This is a genomic window from Kitasatospora sp. NPDC088346 (genome assembly GCF_044740765.1).
Lineage (GTDB): Bacteria > Actinomycetota > Actinomycetes > Streptomycetales > Streptomycetaceae > Kitasatospora.
In genome coordinates this window covers 22,146-40,997 of record NZ_JBIURH010000014.1, presented here as the reverse complement: position 1 = coordinate 40,997, position 18,852 = coordinate 22,146, and the positions used below count along the sequence as shown (strand labels likewise).

Below are 18,852 nucleotides of genomic sequence, written 5' to 3'. Positions count from 1 at the left end.
TTCGCGGATTCGGCGGGCCGGGCTCTGTTGCCATTCCGGTACAGAAGGGGAGCGCACCGAGCCGCCGCCACAGCACGGGTGACGGCGACTCGGGTGGATTCGGTCCCCGGACTTGGTCCCGGTCCCGGGCCCGGGCGTGGACGGGCGGCGGCCCGGCGAGGGGTCAGACCGCGACCGCGACCCGGCGCCGCCGGGCCCAGCGGGCGATCACGGTGCTGACGGCGGTGGCCGCCGCGCACGACACGGCCAGGCTCAGCCAGGCGGTGTCGAACCAGTGGCTGTTCAGCCACCCCAGGCTGACGATGTACGCGGCCCAGAGCAGCGCGGCCACCGCGGACCAGCGCAGGAAGCCCGACCGGTCGGGGGAGTGCCCCACCGCGAGGTCCAGCACCGTCCGCCCGGCGGGCACGAACCGGGCGATGATCACGATCGCGGCCGCCGTCCGGCTGGAGCGCCCGGCGAAGCTGCGCTGCATCCGCTCGACGCTCGCCGCCAGCTTCGGGCGGTGCGCCAGCCGGCGCTGCACGGCGGGGGCGCCGCGCCGGGCCAGGTTCAGCAGCAGAAGGTCGCCCAGGAAGGAGGCGAGGGCCACGCCGGCCGCGAGCACCAGGGGTGCGCCGTCGACCTGGGAGGTCCTCAGCACGGCGAGGATGACCAGGCTTCCGCTGGGGATGAACGGCAGGAAGGCGTCGCCGAGCACGGCGAAGAGTGCCAAGGCGCAGATCCACGATGAGCCGATGACGGCGGCGGCGTCCAAGGTCCTACTCCCTCCAGACCGCCCCCGGGGGAGAGCAGCTGCGAGGGACAACGCTAGCGGGTCGACGTTTCATGCCATGAAGCACCCCTGGTGGTGCACGTCACACCGGAGTCGCGGAACCGCCCGGACATGGCACGGCCCCTGGGTCGGGGTGTCCGTCCCAGGGGCCCGCATCGATCGGACGGCGCTGGTCCAGCCCGTCGATCCTGCGCATGAGCGCGGCACTGGATGAGTGGCCCGCACTGATCAACAAGGGTGCCCCACGGCGGGGCCGCCCGCGACCCCCCGGGCCTGGCGACTTGCGGCCCTGGCGTGAAGTCGCCAGGTGCGCAGGCCCGCTGTCGGGGCGTCAGCACCCCGGTGCCACCCCGCCGGCCCCCGGCGGCCTCGCGGTGGCACCCCCGGCGGCGCCGTCGCCACCGGCCCGGGGAACAGCCGGGAGCCGCCGCCGGTTGTCCCCCGCATCGACCCGGTCGATCCCGTGCGACCGACCCGTCGACCCCGTCGACCGGCCGGCACGGAGAACGGCTCCCCGGCACCTGGAGGACGGACGGCATGACCACTGTGGAAGGCGACCCGATCCGCGGCCGCGCCCGAGGCACGGCTCCCGCGCCGCTGTCGATCCTCGACCTGGCCACCGTCGGCGTCGGCTCGACCCCCGGCCAGGCCCTCGCGGCAACCACCGAGCTGGCCCGCAGCGCCGAGGAGTGGGGCTACCACCGCTTCTGGGTGGCCGAGCACCACGGCATGCCGGGCGTCGCCAGCTCCACCCCGGCGGTGCTGCTCGCCCACCTCGGCGCCCACACCCGCACGCTGCGGCTGGGCTCGGGCGGCGTGATGCTGCCCAACCACGCGCCCCTGGCCGTCGCCGAGCAGTTCGGCCTGCTGGAGGCCCTGCACCCGGGCCGGATCGACCTGGGCCTCGGCCGCGCCCCCGGTACCGACCAGGCCACCGCCCGTGCCCTGCGCCGCGGCGCCGCGGACGGCGCCGACGACTTCCCGCAGCAGCTCGCCGAACTGACCCACTTCCTGGACGGCGACTTCCCGGCCGGCCACCCGTACGCCGCCCTGAGCGCCGTCCCGCGCAACGCCGGCCGCCCGCCGCTCTGGCTGCTCGGCTCCTCCGGGTTCAGCGCCCAGCTGGCCGGCCGGCTCGGCCTGCCCTTCGCGTTCGCCCACCACTTCAGCGCGGCCAACACGGTGCCGGCGCTGGACCTCTACCGGTCGAGCTTCCGGCCCTCCGCGGTGCTGGACGAGCCGTACGCGCTGATCGGCGTGAGCGCGGTGGCCGCCGACGACGCGGAGCGGGCCCGCTACCTCGCGCGCTCGGCCGGCCTGGCCATGCTCCGGCTCCGGCAGGGCCGGCCGGGCCTGATCCCGACCCCCGAGGAGGCCGCCGACCACCCCTACAGCCCGGCCGAGGCGGACTTCGTCGACGGCTGGCTCGCCAACGTGGTGCTCGGCGCGCCGGCCGAGGTCGCGGACGGACTGGAGCTGCTGCGCAAGCGGACCGGGGCGGACGAGCTGATGGTCACCTCGCACATCCACGGCCAGGAGCGCAGGCTGCGCTCGTACGGCCTGATCGCCGAGGCGTACGGCCTGAAGGCGGCCGGCTGACACCCCCGGGCGGCGGGCCTCAGGCCGAGCGGGCCTCGCGCAGTATCGCCGCCACCACCCCGGCCTCGCCCGGCCGGGCGAAGTACCAGCCCTGCGCGGTGTCGCAGCCGGTCAGTCGCAGGCGCTCGGCCTGGGCGGCGTTCTCGATGCCCTCGGCGGTGACGGTGAGGCCCAGGGCGTGGGCGAGCTGCACCATCGCGCCGACGATCTGCTCGTCCGCGGTGTCCCGGCGGGCCCGGCGCTCCGGGTCGTCCGCGAGCGGGTCGCCCTCGACCTGGCCCGGGGGCCCGCCCGCGGAGTCGCGGAAGCCCTCGATGAAGGTGCCGTCCAGCTTGAGCACGTGGACCGGCAGCCGGGAGAGGTAGGCGAGGTTGGAGTACCCCGTCCCGAAGTCGTCGATGGCGATGCGCACGCCCATGTCGGCCAACGCCTGGAGGGCCTGCAACGGGCGGCCGCCGGGGCCGAGCACCGCGCTCTCGGTGATCTCCAGCTGGAGCAGCCGGGCCGGCAGCCCGGTGGCCTCCAGCACCTGGGCGACGTCCGCGACGACGTCCGAGTCCCAGATCTGCCGGGCGGCCAGGTTGACGCTGACGAAGGTCTCGGTGTCGGGGAACTCCGCCAGCCACCGCACCGCCTGGCGGCAGGACTCCTCCAGCACCCACCGGCCCAGCGGCACGATCGCCCCGGACTCCTCGGCGAGCGGGATGAAGCGGTCCGGGGAGAGCGTGCCGTACCGGGGGTGCTGCCAGCGCACCAGCGCCTCGGCGCCGCGGACCGCACCGTCCGACAGGCCGACCAGCGGCTGGTACTCCACGGTGAACTCGCCGCGCTCCAGGGCCGGCCGCAGCGCGGACGCCAGCCGCTGACGGGTCAGCTGGTGGGCGCCGCGGTCCGGGTCGTACAGCGTCCAGCGGGCCCGGCCGTCGGCCTTGGACCAGTGCAGGGTCGAGTCCGCGTCACGGAGCAGGTCGATCGGGGTGGTCTGGTGGACCGGCCGCTCGACCACGCCGACCGAGGCGGTCACGGTCAGCTGGTGGCCCGCCACCTCGAAGGGCTGCTCCAGCGCCTCGACCAGCTGGGCGGCCAGGCCGGTCAGCTGCTCGCTGCCGCGGCTGCCGGTGATCAGCAGCGCGAACTCGTCGCCGCCGAGTCGGGCGAGCATCCGGTCCTCGTCCGGGTCGGCGCCGCGCTCCGCGTCCAGCGCGAAGCGGTTCCCCAGCCGCTCGGCGACCGCCACCAGCAGCTGGTCGCCGATGTGGTGGCCGAGCATCTCGTTGATCGCGGCGAACCCGTCCAGGTCCACGTAGCACAGGCCCACCCGCGGGCCGTCCCCGCCGGCCGCCGCCTGCTGGGCGGACGCGGCCTGGAACGCGGTGTTCAGCCGTTCGAAGAAGAGCGCCCGGTTGGGCAGCCGGGTGAGCGGGTCGTGCAGGGTCTGGTACGCGAGCCGGTCGCCGAGCAGGCGCTGCTCGGTGACGTCCTCGACCATGGCCAGGGTGTAGAGCGGCTGCCCGGAGCCGTCCCGGATCAGCGAGATGGTGACCTTGCTCCACACCGACCTGCCGTCGCGGTGCTTGAGCTGCTTCTCCACCCGCAGCCGGTCCGTCTCGCCGCGCAGCAGTTCCAGGTAGAGCCGCCGGGGGGTGTCCTCCGGGTCGATGATCTGGTGGATGTGCATCCGGACCAGTTCGCCGACCTCGCGGCCGATCATGGCGGCGAAGGCCGGGTTGGCCTCGATGATGTGGTCGTCGGCGTCGATCAGCGCCATGCCGATCCCGGCGTCCGCGAACGCGGCCCGGAACCGGGACTCGCTCGCCCGCAGCGCCGACAGCAGCCGCTGGGTGCCCCCGCCGACCGCTGCGCCGCAGGTGGGGCAGGTCGAGAGCCCGGCACCGGGCACCGGGCCGCTGTCGTACGGCTGCTGCGGATCGGGCGCGGGGCGCGCCTCCTGGGCCCGGTGGCCGGCCTCGTGCCGCACGCCCAGGCGAGACCCGTCGGCCCCCTCGTTCCGGCCCGGCACGGCACGCTCCCGTCCGCTGCTCACTGATCCGGCCGGCTGCCCGGACCGCCGTGGACGGCTCCCGGGGGCCGGCGGCGCCGAGGGCCGGTGCCCGAGGTGGTCGGGACGGCGTACGGGGCGACATTCCGGCGGCGAACAGGCCACTGCCGCTGATCATAGGCGGCCGGAAGAACCGGCGGCGACCGCCGCGAGGGTGATTCGCGACTCCCGTCCGCACGGCCGTCACCGCACGCGACCGCCCCCGGGACGGACCGTCAGATGCGGTCCCGGGGGCGGTGCGAGAAAGGGCGACGGGCGGTCAGGCGAGTGCGGCGCTCGGGCGGGTGCGGCGGTCAGGCGAGGGCGGCGCTCAGGGTGATGGTGGTACCGGTCAGCGCCTGGCTCACCGGGCAGTTCGCCTTGGCGTCCTCGGCGGCCTTCACGAAGCCGGCCTCGTCGAGCCCGGGCACCTCGCCGGTGACGGTGAGGTGGATGCCGGTGATCCCGGTGCCGGGCTGGAAGGTCACGTCGGCCTTGGTGGACAGCTTGGTGGGCGGCGTGCCGGCGCCGGCCAGGCCGTGCGAGAGCGCCATCGAGAAGCACGCCGAGTGCGCGGCCGCGATCAGCTCCTCCGGGCTGGTCTTCCCGTTCGCGGCCTCGGCGCGGGACGGCCAGGACACGGGGTACTCGCCGATGCCGGAGGAGTCCAGCGTCACCAGGCCGTTGCCCTCGAGCAGGTTGCCCTCCCACTCGGTGTGCGCGGTGCGGGTGGTTGCCACGATCAGGTACCTCCTGTGCTGGGGGAACTGCTGGGTCGTCACTTCCGGTGGTGCGGTGACCAGCCTACGGGTCGGGCGGGGCCGCCGGGCGCCTTGCGGCGCGGGCCGCCGCGGACGTTCCACATGCCGGACCACCAGCGGAAAAACGGCGGGCCCCCGCGCGGCCCCTGTTAGATTGGCCGGGGTCCGGGCCCGACCGTCCCACGGGTCGGCCGGGCGCCGACCAGCCCGCCAGCGCCACCCGCCAGACCCGGAGCCACCCGATGACGGATCAGCCCACGAACCCCTGCGCACCAGCCTCGGAGCGGGTCGACGAGGAAGTGTGGGCCGAGCTGACCAGCCTGCGCCAGAGCATCGACAACGTCGACGCGGCCGTGGTCCACATGCTCGCCGAGCGGTTCAAGGCGACCCAGCGGGTCGGCCGGCTCAAGGCCGAGCACAAGCTCCCGGCGGCCGACCCGGCGCGCGAGCGGGAGCAGATCGCCCGGCTGCGGGAGCTGGCGGCCGGGGCGCACCTGGACCCGGTGTTCGCGGAGAAGTTCCTCACCTTCATCATCGCCGAGGTGATCAGGCACCACGAGGCGATCGCCGGCGAGCCGCTCGGCGGCTGACCGGCTCCGGACCGCGGGCCCTCCGGGGCCGGGCGGGTGTCGGCTCCGGATAAGAGCGGGATTTCGCGGTGGGTACCGGTCGGCGTTAGCGTGCTGTTCTCCCACCCTCTCCCCGCAGGCGGCCCGATCCGTGACCCAGCCCGGCGCAGCAGCTGAACCGCAGTCCCCGGCGTCCGCCCGACGGCGGCGGCCCTGGTGGGTGGAGATCCCCGTCATGGTCGCGGTCGGCCTGGTGGCCGCCCTGTTCATCAAGACCTGCCTGTTGCAGGTGTTCTCGATCCCCACCGGGTCGATGGAGAACACCCTGCGGGTGGGGGACCGGGTGGCGGTCAACAAGCTGGCCCCGCTGTTCGGCTGGGAGCCCGAGGACGGCGAGCCGGTGGTCTTCCGCGACCCCGGCGGCTGGCTGCCCCCGCAGGCGGACTCCGGCAACCCGGTCTCCGAGGCGGTCGGCAGCACCCTGAGCTTCGTCGGCCTGCTCCCGCCGAAGGACGACAACTACCTGGTCAAGCGGGTGATCGCGACGGCCGGCCAGAGCGTCAGGTGCCACGGCAGCACGCTCACGGTGGACGGCCGGGTGGTCCGCGAGCCCTACCTGCACGTCGGGGACGACTCCTGCTCGGGCCTGGACTTCGGCCCGGTGACCGTCCCGGCGGGACACGTCTGGGTCGAGGGCGACCACCGCAGCGACTCGGCCGACTCCCGCTATCACCGGGACGGCCCGGGCGGCGGCGCGGTGCCGGTGTCGGACGTGGTCGGACCGGCGTCCGCGGTGGTCTGGCCGCTCGGTCACCTCGACTGGTTCGGCTGGACCGGCCGCTGATCCCGAACCCCGGCGGCCTCCGCGACCGGTAGCGGGTCGGGACCGGCCGCGGCGGGGTCGAGGGCCGGCGCCGGGTCGTCCGCGGGCTTGCCGCTCTGCGCGGCGAACGCGCCGGCCAGCACCATCGCACCGCCGACCAGCTGCGGCAGGCCCAGGTGCTCGCCGAGCAGCACCCAGGCGAGCACGGTGGCGACCACGGCCTCCAGGTTGGCGACCACCCCGGCCACCGGCGGGGACAGGTGCTGCACGGCCACCACTCCGGTCAGGTAGGCCAGTACGGTCGCCACCAGGACCATCCAGGCGGCCGGCAGCAGGGCGGGGACGTGGTGGCCGTTCATGGTCACCTGCCCGGCCAGCACGCCCCAGTCGGCGGTCCACGGCCGGGTGCAGGCGGTCAGCACCACGGCGCCGACGAGCAGCCCGTACGCGCTCACGGCGAGCGGGTCGATCGGGCGCTCGCCGCGGCGGCCGGCGTCGGCCAGGACGAAGTAGCCGACCTGGCAGCAGGCGGCGCCGAGGGCGAACAGCACGCCGAGCGGGTCGAAGCCCAGACCGTTCCAGACCTCGACCACGCAGGCCAGGCCGCCGACCGCGACGGCGGCGCCGATGCTCGCGCCGCGGGAGACCGGCCGGCGCTGGACGAACCTGACGTAGCCGAGCAGCAGTGGCGGCCCGAGGTACTCGATCAGCAGGGCGACGCCGACCGGGATGCGGGCGATCGCGGCGAAGTAGCAGGCCTGGACACCGGCCACCGCGAGCAGGCCGAAGCCGATCAGCACGCCCGGCCGCTGGAGCACCGCGGCCCGGTGCCGCCAGGCCAGCGGCAGCAGCACCAGCGCCGCGCCGGCCACCCTCAGCCAGACCACGTGCTGGGAGGAGAGGCCGGCCTCGATCAGGGGTTTCGCCGCCGTTCCGGAGCCGCCGAAGGCGAAGGCGGAGACGAGCGCGAGGGTGAGGCCGAGGGAGCGGACCGAGCTGCGGGAGAGGGGCGTCGAGCTGTGCACCTGCGCATTGTGCCAGTCGGCACACGGTCTACGTAAGGTGCCATCCCGCGATTTGGTCCTGCCATGCGAAGGCCCCGCAGCCACCGGGTGACTGCGGGGCCCGCAAGCCCTAGCCCGCCGCCGGGACCGGCCGGGTGGCCCGGCCGGTCGCGGTCGACTGGTCGGTGGTGGTCCCGGTGTCCGTGCCCGGCGTGGCCGAGGGCCGGCCGGGCTTCACCGGCGCACCGCTCGACGAGCTGCCGGCCGACGGTGAGCGGCCCGGGGTGCGGCCCGGTCCGGTGCCGTCGCGCTCACCGCCCCAGGCGGGCTGGTCCGGGGGCTCGGGGGTCGGGGACGGGCTCTGGGTCGGCGCGGCCGGCTGGCTGCTGGGCGTCGACGGCGGGGTGACGACCGGCGCGCGGCGGTCGGCTGCCGGGGCGGCGAACGACCTGACCGGCTGACCGGCCAGCGCCGACTTCATGTACTGGGTCCAGATCTGTGCCGGGAAGCGCCCGCCGGCCGCGCTGCCGGCCCCGCCGACGCCGTTCAGCGAGACCTGCGAGCCGTCCGCCGGGTCCTGGCCGAACAGGCCGACGGCCGTCACCAGCTCCGGCGTGTAGCCGACGAAGTAGACCGACTTCGCGTCGTCCGTGGTGCCGGTCTTGCCCGCGGCCGGCCGGCCCAGCTCCTGTGCCCGGTAGCCGGTGCCGCCGGCGTCGGAGACCACGCCCTGCAGGATCGAGGTGACCGTCCGGGCGGTCTGCTTGCCGACCGCCTGGGTGACCTTGTGCTCCGGCAGGGCCACCGCCTCCCCGCCGTGCTCCAGCGAGCCCACCAGCCACGGGCTGATCTGCTGGCCGTCGTTGTCGAGCGTCGCGTAGACCCCGGCCATCTCCAGCGCGCTCGGCGAGGCCACACCGAGCGGGATCGCGCCCTGGGCCTTCAGACCGGGGGTGTCGGCGGGCAGGCCGAGGGCGACGGCGGTGGATCGGACCGTCTCCAGGCCGGCGTCCTGCGCCAGCTGGGCGTAGACCGAGTTCACCGACCAGTCGGTGGCCTGCTGGAGGGTGGTCGGGCCGTAGCTGCGCTCACCCTCGTTCTTCGGCGCGAACGGGACGCCCTTGCCGCCCTGGACCGGGCGCCGGTTGGTGCCGTCGTAGACCGTGTCGCCGGTGATCCGCTGGCCGGACTGGGTACGGGCGCCGCTGTCGAGGGCCGCGGCCAGGGCGATCGGCTTGAAGGTCGAGCCGACCTGGTAGTCCTGCCGGGTGGCGTTGTTGATCCAGTGCCTGGTCGCGTCGGCGCCGCCGTAGAGCGCGACCACCGCGCCGGTCTTCGGGTCGAGGGAGACCGCGCCCGCCTGGGCGGCGGCGTCCGGCTTGCGGGCGTCCGGCTTGAGGTTGGCGGTGAGCTGGTCGGCCACGGCGTCCTGCAACTGCTGCTGGCGCCGGGGGTCGACGCTCAGCCGGACCGTGTAGCCGCCCTGCGCGAGCTGGGCGTCGGTGACGATGTGGTGCGAGGTCAGGTACTCGGTGGCGGCGGTCACCAGGTAGCCGGCCTGGCCGGACAGGCCCGGGGCGCTGCGCGGCTTGAGCACCTCGGGGAAGGTGATCGCCGCACGGTCCGCGGCGGACAGCCAGTTCTCCTGGACCATGCCGTCCAGCACCCAGTTCCAGCGGTCCGTCGCGTTCTGCTTGCCCTGCGGCGTGGCGGTCGAGACGTCGTACGCGCTCGGCGCGTTCAGCAGCGCCGCCAGGTAGGCGCCCTGGGCGGGGGTGAGCTGGGCGGCGTCGACCCCGAAGTAGGCCTGCGAGGCGGCCTGGATGCCGTAGGCGCCGCGCCCGTAGTACGAGGTGTTGAGGTAGCCCGCCAGCACCTCGTCCTTGCTCTGCGTCGCGTCGACCTTGATCGCGATGAAGACCTCCTTCACCTTGCGGCCGACGGTCTGCTTCTGGTTGAGGTAGGTGTTCTTGACGTACTGCTGGGTGATGGTCGAACCGCCCTGGGTGCCGCCGCCGGACACGGTGGCCAGCGCGGCCCGGGTCATGCCCTTGAGGTTGACCGCGCCCTCGCTGTAGAAGCTCCGGTCCTCGGCGGCCAGCGCCGCGTGCTGGGCGGCGGGCGAGACCCGGTCGAGCCCGACGTTCTGGCGGTTGGTCTGGCCGGTCCGGGTGAGCAGCGAGCCGTCCTGGTAGAGCCAGGTGTTGCTCTGCGCGGTCGCCGCGGCGTGCGCGTCCGGCACCTTGACCAGGGTGATCCCCAGCACGAACAGCCCGACGCCGAGGAGCGTCGAGGCGACCAGCCCGGCCAGCGTCATCCGCCACGTCGGTATCAGCCGGCGCCAGCCGGTGCGGCGGGGACGGCGGGTGGCGCGCGACCGGCGACCGGCCTGCTCGGTTGTTCGGGGCACCGGAGAACCTCCCTGCGAGCCCCGTGACGGTCGCTCACCCGGTTGACGATATGGACCGATCCATCCTGCCTGATCAACTTCGCAGGTGTTGGTGACCTATGTCCCAATTCTTCCTACTCGCGGGCAAAATCCCTGGTAGGCCCGCCCTCCGACCCGGGTAAGGTGCCGGAACTCACCCGATCCAGCGCACCGGGAGCACCAGCGTGACCAGCCGGCCGAGCATCCTGTACGTCACCGACCTCAGCTACCCGGCGCGCGGCCGGCGCTACGGCGACGAGGACGTCCACCTCGCGGACCGGCTCCGCGAGGAGTTCGCCGTCGCCCTCTGCCACCCCCGGGAGGCCGTCGCGCTGATGGACTCCTTCGACGCGGTGCTGGTCCGCAACAGCGGCCCGGTGATCCACTACCAGGCCGAGTACGAGGCCTTCCGCGCCGCCGCCCTGGAGCGCGGCACGCTCGTCCACAACCCGCTGACCGGCCGCGGTGACATGGCCGGCAAGCAGTACCTGCTGGACCTCACCGCCGAGGGCCACCCGGTGATCCCGACCGTGGACCGCCTCGACCACCTCGACCGGCTGCCGGACGTCCCCGAGTACGTGGTCAAGCCGGTGCTCGGCGCGGACTCGGTGGGGCTGGCCTTCGTCCCCCGGGAAGAACTGGCCGGGACCGACCTCACCGGCGCGCTCCTCCAGCCGCGGATCCCGTTCCGGTACGAGGTCTCGTTCTACTTCGTCGACCGCGTCTTCCAGTACGCCCTGTACGCCCCCGACCCGGACCGCCGCTGGGAGCTCGCCGTCCACCGGCCGACCGGGGAGGACCTCGCCTTCGCCCAGCGGTTCGCCGACTGGAACACCCTCGACCACGGCATCCAGCGCGTCGACGCCTGCCGCACCCCCGAGGGCGGCCTGCTGCTGGTCGAGCTGGAGGACCTTAACCCCTACCTCTCCCTCGACCTGCTGGATCCGGCCGCCCGGGAGGGCTTCGTCGCCGCGCTCAAGACCTCGCTCCGGCGCTCGCTGGCGCGGTAGGCGCCGCGGGCCGGCCGGCGGTCGTTACCGAACAGCGACCGGGCCGGACGGCGTGTGGTGCGGAATCGGCCGCGGCACCGGACGACACTGTCGGGCACCCGGGCCAGGGCTCGTCCGACAAGCCCTGGGACACCGGTCCGGATCCGGCCGAGGAGTCACCATGCTGAGACGCAAGAGCCGCGAGCGCCGCGCGGCCGAGCCGCTGGCCGCGCTCGTCGCCGACGCCGTCCGGCTCGACTACGGCGGGGGCTACGCCCGGCAGACGGGCGCCGAGCGCGGCGCGGGTGCGGCCCCGCACGCCGTGCCGCGCCCCGAGCAGCCCCGGGTCTCGCCCGCGGCCGAGCGCTACCTGCCGGGCTGAGCCGGGGCGCGCGGTGGTGTCCGGGAACGCCGAAGGCCCCCTCGCTCTCGCGAGGGGGCCTTCGACCGTCGGTGCGCCGCCAGGGACTCGAACCCCGGACCCGCTGATTAAGAGTCAGCTGCTCTAACCAACTGAGCTAGCGGCGCCTGCTGACGGGGAAAACAATACACGGTTCACGGGGGTGGTCCGTACGGGGTGTCCGGCGGCCGGTCCGGGACGGGCGCATTCCGGCCGCCTAGGCTGCGGACGTGCCCCTCGACCGACCCCGCCGCCCCGCCCGGTGCCCCGCTCGCCCGGCGACCCGGTGATCCTGCGGGTCGGCGGCCTGCCGCTGCACGTCCTGCGGGAGGGCAGCGGCCCGGTCTGCGTGCTGAGCAGCGGCCTCGGCGGCTGCTGGTTCGACTGGGACCCGGTCGTGCCGCTGCTCACCCCCCGGCGCACGGTGGTCCGCTTCGACCGCCCCGGGTACGGGCTGAGCGCCCCCTCCGACGGGCCGCCGGCCCTCGCCGCCGAGGCCGACCGGATCGGGCAGGTCCTCACGGCCCTCGGGCTGACCGGCCGCTGCACGGTGGTCGGCCACTCGCTGGCCGCCTTCCACGTCGAGGCCTTCGCCCGGCTCCACCCGCGGCGGACGGACGCCCTGGTCCTGCTGGACGGCAGCGTGGAGCACCGGCCCCGGCCCGCCCGGGCCCCGGAGCTGCGGGACCTGGCCGCCCGCGCGTCCGCCGCCGCGCTGACCGCCGTCGCCCTCCCGTACCTGCTCGGCCCCGCGGCCCGGCGGGCCGGGGTGCGGATGGCCTCGGTGCGCGGGCGGGAGGACGTGCCGGCCGCGCTGGTGCGGCGCTGCTACCGGCCGGGGCGGGTCCTGCGCTCGGTGCTGCGGGAGAACACCGCCTACCGCGACACCGCGGCCGAGCTGGTCGCGCTGCGCGAGCGGCTGCCGCTGCCCGGCGCCCGGGTCACGGTGGTGGCCGCCGACCGGCGGGGCGGCGCGGCGGGTGCGGTCGGCGCGGCGGGCCCGGGTGCCGCGGTCCGGCAGCGGGAGCTGGCCGCGGTGCTGGGCGGTGAGTTCCGGACCGTCGGGCCGGCCGGTCACCTGCTGATGCTCGACCGGCCGGGGGAGGTGGCGGCGGCGATCCTCGGCGAGCCGGATGCGGGCTGAGCCGGGGCGCGCGGTGGTGTCCGGGAACGCCGAAGGCCCCCTCGCTCTCGCGAGGGGGCCTTCGACCGTCGGTGCGCCGCCAGGGACTCGAACCCCGGACCCGCTGATTAAGAGTCAGCTGCTCTAACCAACTGAGCTAGCGGCGCCTGCTGACCTGCGGAACACTACACGCCGTCGGTCGCCCTGCTCAACTCGGGAGGCGGTCGCCGGGGCGGCGCGCCCCCGGGGCTCAGGGGTAGTGGCAGGCGGCGTGGTGGTCGACGTCGGGGGCGGCTCGGAGGGGCAGGGGGGAGTCCCGGTCGCAGGGGGTGCGGCGGTCGGGGGTGAGGGTGGCGTAGACCGGGCAGCGGGTGCGGAAGCGGCAGCCCTGGCGGCGGGTGGTGGGGGAGGGCGGGTCGCCCGCGAGCAGGACCTTGGTGCGGGCGCGTTCGGCGGCCGGGTCGGGCAGCGGGACGGCCGAGAGCAGGGCGCGGGTGTACGGGTGCCGGGGGCGTTCGAAGACCTCGGCGACGGCGCCGGTCTCGACCGTACGGCCGAGGTACATCACGCTGACCCGGTCGGCGAGGTGCCGGATCACCGAGAGGTCGTGCGAGACGAACAGGTAGGCGAGGCCCAGGTCGGCCTTGAGCCGCTGGAGCAGGTTGAGCACGCCGGCCTGGATGGAGACGTCCAGCGCGGAGACCGGCTCGTCCAGGACCAGCAGCTCGGGCCGGACGGCCAGGGCGCGGGCGATCGAGATCCGCTGGCGCTGGCCGCCGGAGAACTGGTGCGGGTAGCGGTCGGCGTGCGCGGGGTCGAGTCCGACCTGGCGCAGCAGCTCGGGGATCCGGCGGGCGGTGAGGTCGCGGGGGGCGGCCTGGGCGTGCAGGGGCTCGGCGATGATGTCGCCGATCGGCATCCGGGGGTCGAGGCTGGCCATCGGGTCCTGGAAGACGATCTGCAGTTTCGACCGGAGCCGGTGCGCGGCGGCCCGGTCGAGGCCCGCGGTGTCCTGGCCGAGGAGCTCGATCCGGCCGGCCTCCGGGCGGGTCAGCCGCAGCAGCTCGTACAGGGTGGTGGACTTGCCGGAGCCGGACTCGCCGACCAGGCCGAGGGTCTCGCCGCGGCGGATGTCCAGGTCGACCCCGTCCACCGCGTACACCTCGCCGACCTTCCGTTTGAAGACGGCGCCCTTGAGCTGCGGGAACGTCTTGGTCAGCCCGCTGACGACGAGCACCGGCGCGCGTTCGGCGCGGGGGACGGCGGGGCCGGGGGCGGGCAGCTCGGGCAGCGGGTAGACCTCCCCGGGGGCCGGGGCCCGTTCGGCGAGCTCGGCGGCGCGCACGCAGGCGGCGCGGTGGCCGTCGTCGCCGGTGAGCGCGGGTTCGGCGGTGCGGCAGCGTTCCTCGACCAGGGGGCAGCGGGCCGCGAAGGGGCAGCCGGGGCCGCCCTCCCCGGGGGCCGGCGGGTGGCCGGGGATCGGGACCAGCGGGCCGCCGCGGCCGTCGAGCCGCGGCACGGCGCCGATCAGGCCGAGGGTGTACGGGTGACGGGGGCGGGCGAACAGCTCGTCCACGGGTGCGGTCTCCACCACCCGTCCCGCGTACATCACGGCGACCCGGTCGGCCGTGCCGGCGATCACCCCGAGGTCGTGGCTGACCAGGACCAGGGCGGCGCCGGTCTCGCGCTGGGCGGTGCGCAGCACCTCCAGCACCTGGGCCTGGATGGTGACGTCCAGGGCGGTGGTGGGTTCGTCGGCGAGCAGGATGTCGGGGCCGTTGGCGATCGCCATCGCGATCATGGCGCGCTGGCGCATGCCGCCGGAGAACTCGTGCGGGAAGCTGTCGAGGGCCCGGCCGGGGTCGGGGATGCCGACCAGGTCGAGCAGTTCGGCGGCGCGCCTGCGGGCGGCTGCGCGGTCCAGCGGCTGGTGGATCCGGACGGCCTCGGCGATCTGGTCGCCGATCCGGTAGACCGGGGTGAAGGCGGAGAGCGGGTCCTGGAACACCATGGCGACCTTGCGGCCGCGGATCCGGGCCAGTTCGCGGCCGGCCAGCCCGACCAGTTCGCGGCCCTCCAGCCGGACCGAGCCGCCGACCCGGGCGGTGCCGGGCAGCAGCCCGAGGACCGCGAGCGCGGTGACGGACTTGCCGGAACCGGACTCGCCGACGATGCCGAGGGTCTCGCCGCGCCGCAGCTCCAGGTCGACGCCGCGGACGGCGGGGGACGGACCGAAGTCGACGGTGAGGTCCTTGACGGTGAGCAGGGCGGGGGTCACGGGTTTCTCCGGCGCGGGCGACGAGGGGTACGGGCGGGGCGGGCCGCGTCGGCGGTGGGGTCGAGCGCGTCGCGCAGCCCGTCCCCGACCAGGTTGACGGCGAGGACGAACAGCACCAGCAGGGCGGCGGCGAAGTAGAACAGCCAGGGGAAGACAGGGGCGTCGCCGGTGCCGGCCGCGAGCAGGGTGCCGAGCGAGACGTCGGGCGCGCGGACGCCGAAGCCGAAGTAGGAGAGCGCGGCCTCGCTCATCACCGCGCCGCCGACCGCGATGGTGGCGTCGATGATCAGGAAGGAGGAGACGTTCGGGAGGATGTGCCGCAGGATGATCCGGAACGGCTTCACACCCATGAACTGGGCGGCCCGGACGAACTCGCGCTCCTTCAGGGAGAGCGTCATCGAACGGATCACCCGGGCCGTGATCATCCAGTTGAACAGGGCGAGCAGCAGGACGAAGGCCAGCCAGCCGGTGCCGCGCAGCTTGGGCGAGACGATCGCGATGATCAGGAAGCTGGGGAAGATCAGCATCAGGTCGACCAGGAACATCAGCGCCCGGTCCGCCCAGCCGCCGAAGTAGCCGGCGCAGGCCCCGACCAGGGAGGCCAGCACGGTCGAGAACAGCGCCACCAGCAGGCCGATGACCAGGGACTTCTGCAGCCCCCGGACGGTCTGCGCGAAGACGTCCTGGCCGATCCCGTTGGTGCCGAACCAGTGCTCCGCGGAGGGCGGTCGGCGGATCGCCGTGTAGTTGGGCGTGGCGTAGTCCCAGGGCGTCAGGTAGGGGCCCAGGAAGGCGAGCAGGAAGAGCAGCAGCACGATCGCGGCGCCGACCAGCACCCCGCGGGCCCGGCGCAGCCGGGTCAGCACCAGCCGCGCCCGCCCGGTGGGGGCGGCCTCCCCGGTCGGTGCGGGGGCGGTGTCGGTGTCGGTGGGCACGGTGGTGGTCATCAGTACCTGACCCGGGGATCGAGGGCGGCGTGCAGGGCGTCGGCGAGGAAGCCGGCGGCGAGGACCACGACGGCGGCGAACAGGTTGACCGCGACCACGGCGTTGACGTCCTGCTCGTTGATCGCCTGGATGAACCACTCGCCCATGCCGTGCCAGCCGAAGATGGTCTCGGTGAAGGCGGCGCCGGTGAAGATGCCCAGGAAGCTGTAGGCGAACATGGTCGACATCGGGATGACGGCGGTGCGCAGGCCGTGCTTGAGCAGCGCCCTGCTCCTGGTCAGGCCCTTGGCCTCGGCGGTGCGCAGGTAGTCGGAGCCGAGCACGTCCAGCATGGTGGAGCGCTGGTAGCGGCTGTAGGTGGCGAGGCCGCCGAGGGCCAGCGACAGGGTGGGCAGCAGCAGGTGGAGCGCCCAGTCGCCGAGGTGGGCGCCGAGCCCGCCGGCGAGGTTGGGCGTCTCGTAGCCGGTGAACGGGATCACCTCGTGGCCGGCCGCGTCCTTGGCGGCGATCGCGCCGTTCTTGAGGAGGAGCGCGACCAGGAAGACCGGGGTGGAGAGCAGCACGAAGGAGAAGAGCGTCAGCGCCCGGTCGGAGAACCGGTACTGCTTGACCGCGCTCCACGCGCCGCCGGCGACCCCGAGCACCATGCCCAGCAGGCTGCCGACCAGCAGCAGCCGCAGCGAGACCCAGATCCGGCGGCCGAACTCCTCGTTGACCGAGGTGTTGTGGATGGTCCGGCCGAGGTCGGCGTGGAACACCAGGCCGTCCGCCCAGGTGGCGAACCGTTCCACCACCGGGGTGCGGTCGTTGATGTTGAGCGCGGTGAGCTGCCGGTCGACCGCGGCGGCCGAGGGCCGGGGCTGCTTGGCCTCGAAGTAGGCGCGGGGGCCGAGCGCGGCGCAGGACAGGGCGTAGGCGAGGAAGACCGCGACCACCAGCAGCACGGCGTAGTAGCCGATCCGTTTCGCCAGATAGCGGATCACGGCCGGCCGCCGAAGCGGTTCGCACACCTGGTGAACATGATCGTTCGCCTTCGCTCAAGGGGTGGTTGCAGCAGGTTCGCGCAGCAGTTGTACGGCACTGCGGGTCGGCCGTCCAGGGGGTGCGTCGCGGGGCGTTCCGACCGGTCCGGCGAACGCCCAGGTCACAGTCGATCAGACGGGTACTGACGGGGTGTTGCGGCAGTGTTGCGGCGCATGTCCTTTCGATCAGATCTGAACACGGCCCCCTGGTAGTCGACTTGATCCGCTGTTACGTTCTGCCTGTCGGCACCGACTTGGCTGCCCACGTTCAAGTGTCGCCACACCTGGCGGCCGTCGACTCTTCGAGACCCCGGGGAACTTCCTGATGGACGCATCGCTCGCCACCCGCAGACTCGGCCGTGCCGCGGCCGCCGCCATCGCCGTGGTGCTGGCCGCCACCGCCTGCAGCAGTTCGGGCGGCGGCTCGGCGGACGACGTGGCCAAGACGGTGGCGCCGACCCAGGACGCGGAGGACAACAACCCGCAGCCACTGGAAAAGATCAAGGACGGCGGGGAGCTGCGCGAGCCGCTCCAGCAGTGGATCACCCAGTGGAACCCGTACCAGGTCGACGGCACCTACGGCGACGCCGTCGAGATCATGGGCTACGTCGAGGCGCGGATCTTCCGTTCGGACGCCAAGGGCGTCTACCACCCGGTGCCGGAGTACCTGGAGTCCGCGAAGGTCACCTCCACCTCGCCGCAGGTGGTCACCTACAAGATCAACCCCAAGGCGAAGTGGTCGGACGGCAAGCAGCTGGGCTACCAGGACTTCAAGGCGGTCTGGCAGGCCTCCAACGGCAAGGACCCGGCGTACAACCTGGCCGACTCCTCGGGCTACGAGCAGATCTCGAACGTCGAGCAGGGGGCGGACGCGAGCGAGGTCAAGGTCACCTTCAGCGAGCCCTATGCGGACTGGCAGAGCCTGTTCAACCCGCTGCTGCCGGCCTCCGGGCTGTCCACCCCGCAGGCCTTCAACGAGGGCTGGATCGAGCAGGTCCCGGTCTACGGCGGCCCGTTCAAGATCTCCAACGCGGACAAGGCCGCGCAGACCATCACCCTGGTGCCCAACCCGGACTGGTGGGGCCCCAAGCCCAAGCTCGACAAGATCACCTACCGGGTGCTGGACGGCGCGGCGATCACCCAGGCCTTCCTCAACAGCGAGGTGGACTACGCCTCGGCGGGCACCGCCACCGCGTACGGCCAGCTCAAGGACGCCAAGGACGCGGCGATCCGGACCGGAACGCCCTGGGACGAGGTGCACATCTCCTTCGGCGGCAACGGCGCGCTCGCCGACCAGGGCGTGCGCCAGGCGCTCGGCAAGGCGCTGGACCGGGCCTCGCTGATCAAGATCGTCAACCAGGGCGTCCCGGTCGAGTTCAAGCCGCTCGACAACCACCTGTTCATGACCAACCAGAGCGGCTACCAGGCCAACGCCGGGGACTGGGTGAAGTGCGACCCGGCCGCCGCCAAGCAGTTGCTGGACGCCGCCGGCTGGAAGGACTCCGGCGGGGTGCGCAGCAAGGACGGCAAGCCGCTGGAACTGCACTACGTGATGAGCGACGGCTCCACCCAGGCGCAGGCCGACCTGGCCGCCGCCGTGCAGAGCATGCTCCAGCAGGTCGGGGTGAAGCTCTCGGTGGACAAGGTGCCCAGCAAGGAGTACTTCTCCAAGTACGTCAACGAGGGCAAGTTCGACCTGGCCAGCTGGCGCAACACCGGCTCCTTCCCGCTCTCGCGGACCGTGCCCATCTACCGGGCGCCGCAGGGCGACAACGTGTTCGGCAACTACTCCAAGCTGAGCACCCCGGAGATCGACACCCTGCTGCGCAAGGCCGCCGCCACGCTGGACCCGGCCGAGGCCGCGAAGCTGTACAACCAGGCCGACGTGAAGATCTGGGAACTCGCCCACACCGTCGAGCTCTACCAGCGGCCGAGCATCGTCGCGGTCCGCAAGGGGCTGGCCAACTTCGGTGCCGGCAGCCTCGCCGACACCGTCATCACCTCGGTCGGCTGGGAGAAGTAGCCCGCGCCCCGGCGCCCCGGCCCGGCGGTGCGCTCGGGCGGTCCGGCCCCACGGCCGGGTCCGGCGGGCGACC

At 74.0% G+C, this 18,852-nt stretch carries 15 protein-coding genes and 2 tRNA genes; 7 read left to right on the top strand and 10 right to left on the bottom strand.

The window, feature by feature from the left end; translation table 11 throughout:
- Positions 1-163: 163 nt before the first annotated feature.
- Entirely contained in the window at positions 164-757 is a 594-nt protein-coding gene (locus tag ACIOFR_RS19940) for a DedA family protein (protein WP_400998977.1), read from the bottom strand.
- A gap of 555 nt (positions 758-1,312) precedes the next feature.
- Here ACIOFR_RS19940 and ACIOFR_RS19935 point away from each other — a divergent pair.
- On the top strand, positions 1,313-2,374 hold the full coding sequence (locus tag ACIOFR_RS19935) for an LLM class flavin-dependent oxidoreductase (protein ID WP_400998975.1): 1,062 nt from the start codon (positions 1,313-1,315) through the stop codon (positions 2,372-2,374).
- A 19-nt stretch (positions 2,375-2,393) separates the two neighbouring features.
- Here the strand turns inward: ACIOFR_RS19935 and ACIOFR_RS19930 are convergent, their stop codons facing one another.
- Together ACIOFR_RS19930 and ACIOFR_RS19925 are read right to left on the bottom strand one after the other, a co-directional pair.
- Positions 2,394-4,394 carry a putative bifunctional diguanylate cyclase/phosphodiesterase gene (locus ACIOFR_RS19930; protein ID WP_400998972.1) on the bottom strand — a complete coding sequence of 667 codons (2,001 nt, stop codon included), beginning with the start codon at positions 4,392-4,394 and terminating at the stop codon, positions 2,394-2,396.
- 332 nt (positions 4,395-4,726) lie between these two features.
- On the bottom strand, positions 4,727-5,152 hold the full coding sequence (locus tag ACIOFR_RS19925; RefSeq protein ID WP_400998969.1) for an OsmC family protein: 426 nt from the start codon (positions 5,150-5,152) through the stop codon (positions 4,727-4,729).
- Positions 5,153-5,415: 263 nt separating this feature from the next.
- Between ACIOFR_RS19925 and ACIOFR_RS19920 the strand changes: the two genes are divergently transcribed.
- Both ACIOFR_RS19920 and lepB read left to right on the top strand, forming a co-directional pair.
- Positions 5,416-5,763, top strand: coding sequence for a chorismate mutase (locus ACIOFR_RS19920; RefSeq protein ID WP_400998967.1), 348 nt, complete (start codon positions 5,416-5,418; stop codon positions 5,761-5,763).
- Positions 5,764-5,962: 199 nt separating this feature from the next.
- Positions 5,963-6,586, top strand: a complete 624-nt coding sequence (gene lepB / locus ACIOFR_RS19915; protein WP_400998964.1) for a signal peptidase I — start codon at positions 5,963-5,965, stop codon at positions 6,584-6,586.
- Here the strand turns inward: lepB and ACIOFR_RS19910 are convergent.
- Both ACIOFR_RS19910 and ACIOFR_RS19905 read right to left on the bottom strand, forming a co-directional pair.
- On the bottom strand, positions 6,553-7,590 hold the full coding sequence (locus ACIOFR_RS19910) for an EamA family transporter (protein WP_400998961.1): 1,038 nt from the start codon (positions 7,588-7,590) through the stop codon (positions 6,553-6,555). The two genes, lepB and ACIOFR_RS19910, sit on opposite strands and share 34 nt — an antisense overlap.
- A gap of 109 nt (positions 7,591-7,699) precedes the next feature.
- Positions 7,700-9,979, bottom strand: coding sequence for a transglycosylase domain-containing protein (locus tag ACIOFR_RS19905; RefSeq protein ID WP_400998958.1), 2,280 nt, complete (start codon positions 9,977-9,979; stop codon positions 7,700-7,702).
- A gap of 203 nt (positions 9,980-10,182) precedes the next feature.
- Between ACIOFR_RS19905 and ACIOFR_RS19900 the strand changes: the two genes are divergently transcribed.
- Together ACIOFR_RS19900 and ACIOFR_RS19895 are read left to right on the top strand one after the other, a co-directional pair.
- Positions 10,183-11,007, top strand: coding sequence for a hypothetical protein (locus ACIOFR_RS19900; RefSeq protein WP_400998956.1), 825 nt, complete (start codon positions 10,183-10,185; stop codon positions 11,005-11,007).
- Positions 11,008-11,167: 160 nt separating this feature from the next.
- Positions 11,168-11,368 (top strand): hypothetical protein, encoded by a 201-nt coding sequence (locus ACIOFR_RS19895; protein ID WP_400998953.1) that lies wholly within the window; start codon positions 11,168-11,170, stop codon positions 11,366-11,368.
- 72 nt (positions 11,369-11,440) lie between these two features.
- Here ACIOFR_RS19895 and ACIOFR_RS19890 read toward each other — a convergent pair.
- A tRNA-Lys gene (locus ACIOFR_RS19890) sits at positions 11,441-11,514 on the bottom strand.
- Between the two features lie 134 nt (positions 11,515-11,648).
- Between ACIOFR_RS19890 and ACIOFR_RS19885 the strand changes: the two genes are divergently transcribed.
- The gene (locus tag ACIOFR_RS19885; protein WP_400998951.1) at positions 11,649-12,530 is read left to right on the top strand and encodes an alpha/beta fold hydrolase; all 882 of its coding nucleotides are present in this window, start codon (positions 11,649-11,651) and stop codon (positions 12,528-12,530) included.
- Positions 12,531-12,602: 72 nt separating this feature from the next.
- On the opposite strand, the gene ACIOFR_RS19880 is transcribed toward ACIOFR_RS19885, so the two are convergent.
- From ACIOFR_RS19880 to ACIOFR_RS19865, 4 genes are all read right to left on the bottom strand, one after another.
- A tRNA-Lys gene (locus ACIOFR_RS19880) sits at positions 12,603-12,676 on the bottom strand.
- 83 nt (positions 12,677-12,759) lie between these two features.
- Positions 12,760-14,787 carry a dipeptide ABC transporter ATP-binding protein gene (locus ACIOFR_RS19875; protein WP_400998948.1) on the bottom strand — a complete coding sequence of 676 codons (2,028 nt, stop codon included), beginning with the start codon at positions 14,785-14,787 and terminating at the stop codon, positions 12,760-12,762.
- Complete coding sequence (locus tag ACIOFR_RS19870) at positions 14,784-15,734, bottom strand: ABC transporter permease (RefSeq protein WP_400998945.1); 951 nt, start codon at positions 15,732-15,734, stop codon at positions 14,784-14,786. Before ACIOFR_RS19870 ends, ACIOFR_RS19875 begins: the two co-directional genes overlap by 4 nt.
- Positions 15,734-16,717: an ABC transporter permease gene (locus ACIOFR_RS19865; RefSeq protein WP_400999205.1), complete on the bottom strand. Its 984-nt coding sequence runs from the start codon at positions 16,715-16,717 to the stop codon at positions 15,734-15,736. The genes ACIOFR_RS19870 and ACIOFR_RS19865 overlap by 1 nt, the downstream gene beginning before the upstream one ends.
- A 364-nt stretch (positions 16,718-17,081) precedes the next feature.
- Between ACIOFR_RS19865 and ACIOFR_RS19860 the strand changes: the two genes are divergently transcribed.
- The gene (locus ACIOFR_RS19860) at positions 17,082-18,779 is read left to right on the top strand and encodes an ABC transporter family substrate-binding protein (RefSeq protein WP_400998942.1); all 1,698 of its coding nucleotides are present in this window, start codon (positions 17,082-17,084) and stop codon (positions 18,777-18,779) included.
- Positions 18,780-18,852 lie beyond the last annotated feature (73 nt).

Excerpts from the sequence above, each read along its gene's own strand:
- ACIOFR_RS19920 (WP_400998967.1), top strand. The coding sequence starts at position 5,416 with ATGACGGATCAGCCCACGAACCCCTGCGCACCAGCCTCGGAGCGGGTC.
- ACIOFR_RS19870 (WP_400998945.1), bottom strand. The coding sequence starts at position 15,734 with ATGACCACCACCGTGCCCACCGACACCGACACCGCCCCCGCACCGACC.
- ACIOFR_RS19935 (WP_400998975.1), top strand. The coding sequence starts at position 1,313 with ATGACCACTGTGGAAGGCGACCCGATCCGCGGCCGCGCCCGAGGCACG.
- ACIOFR_RS19895 (WP_400998953.1), top strand. The coding sequence starts at position 11,168 with ATGCTGAGACGCAAGAGCCGCGAGCGCCGCGCGGCCGAGCCGCTGGCC.
- ACIOFR_RS19860 (WP_400998942.1), top strand. The coding sequence starts at position 17,082 with ATGGACGCATCGCTCGCCACCCGCAGACTCGGCCGTGCCGCGGCCGCC.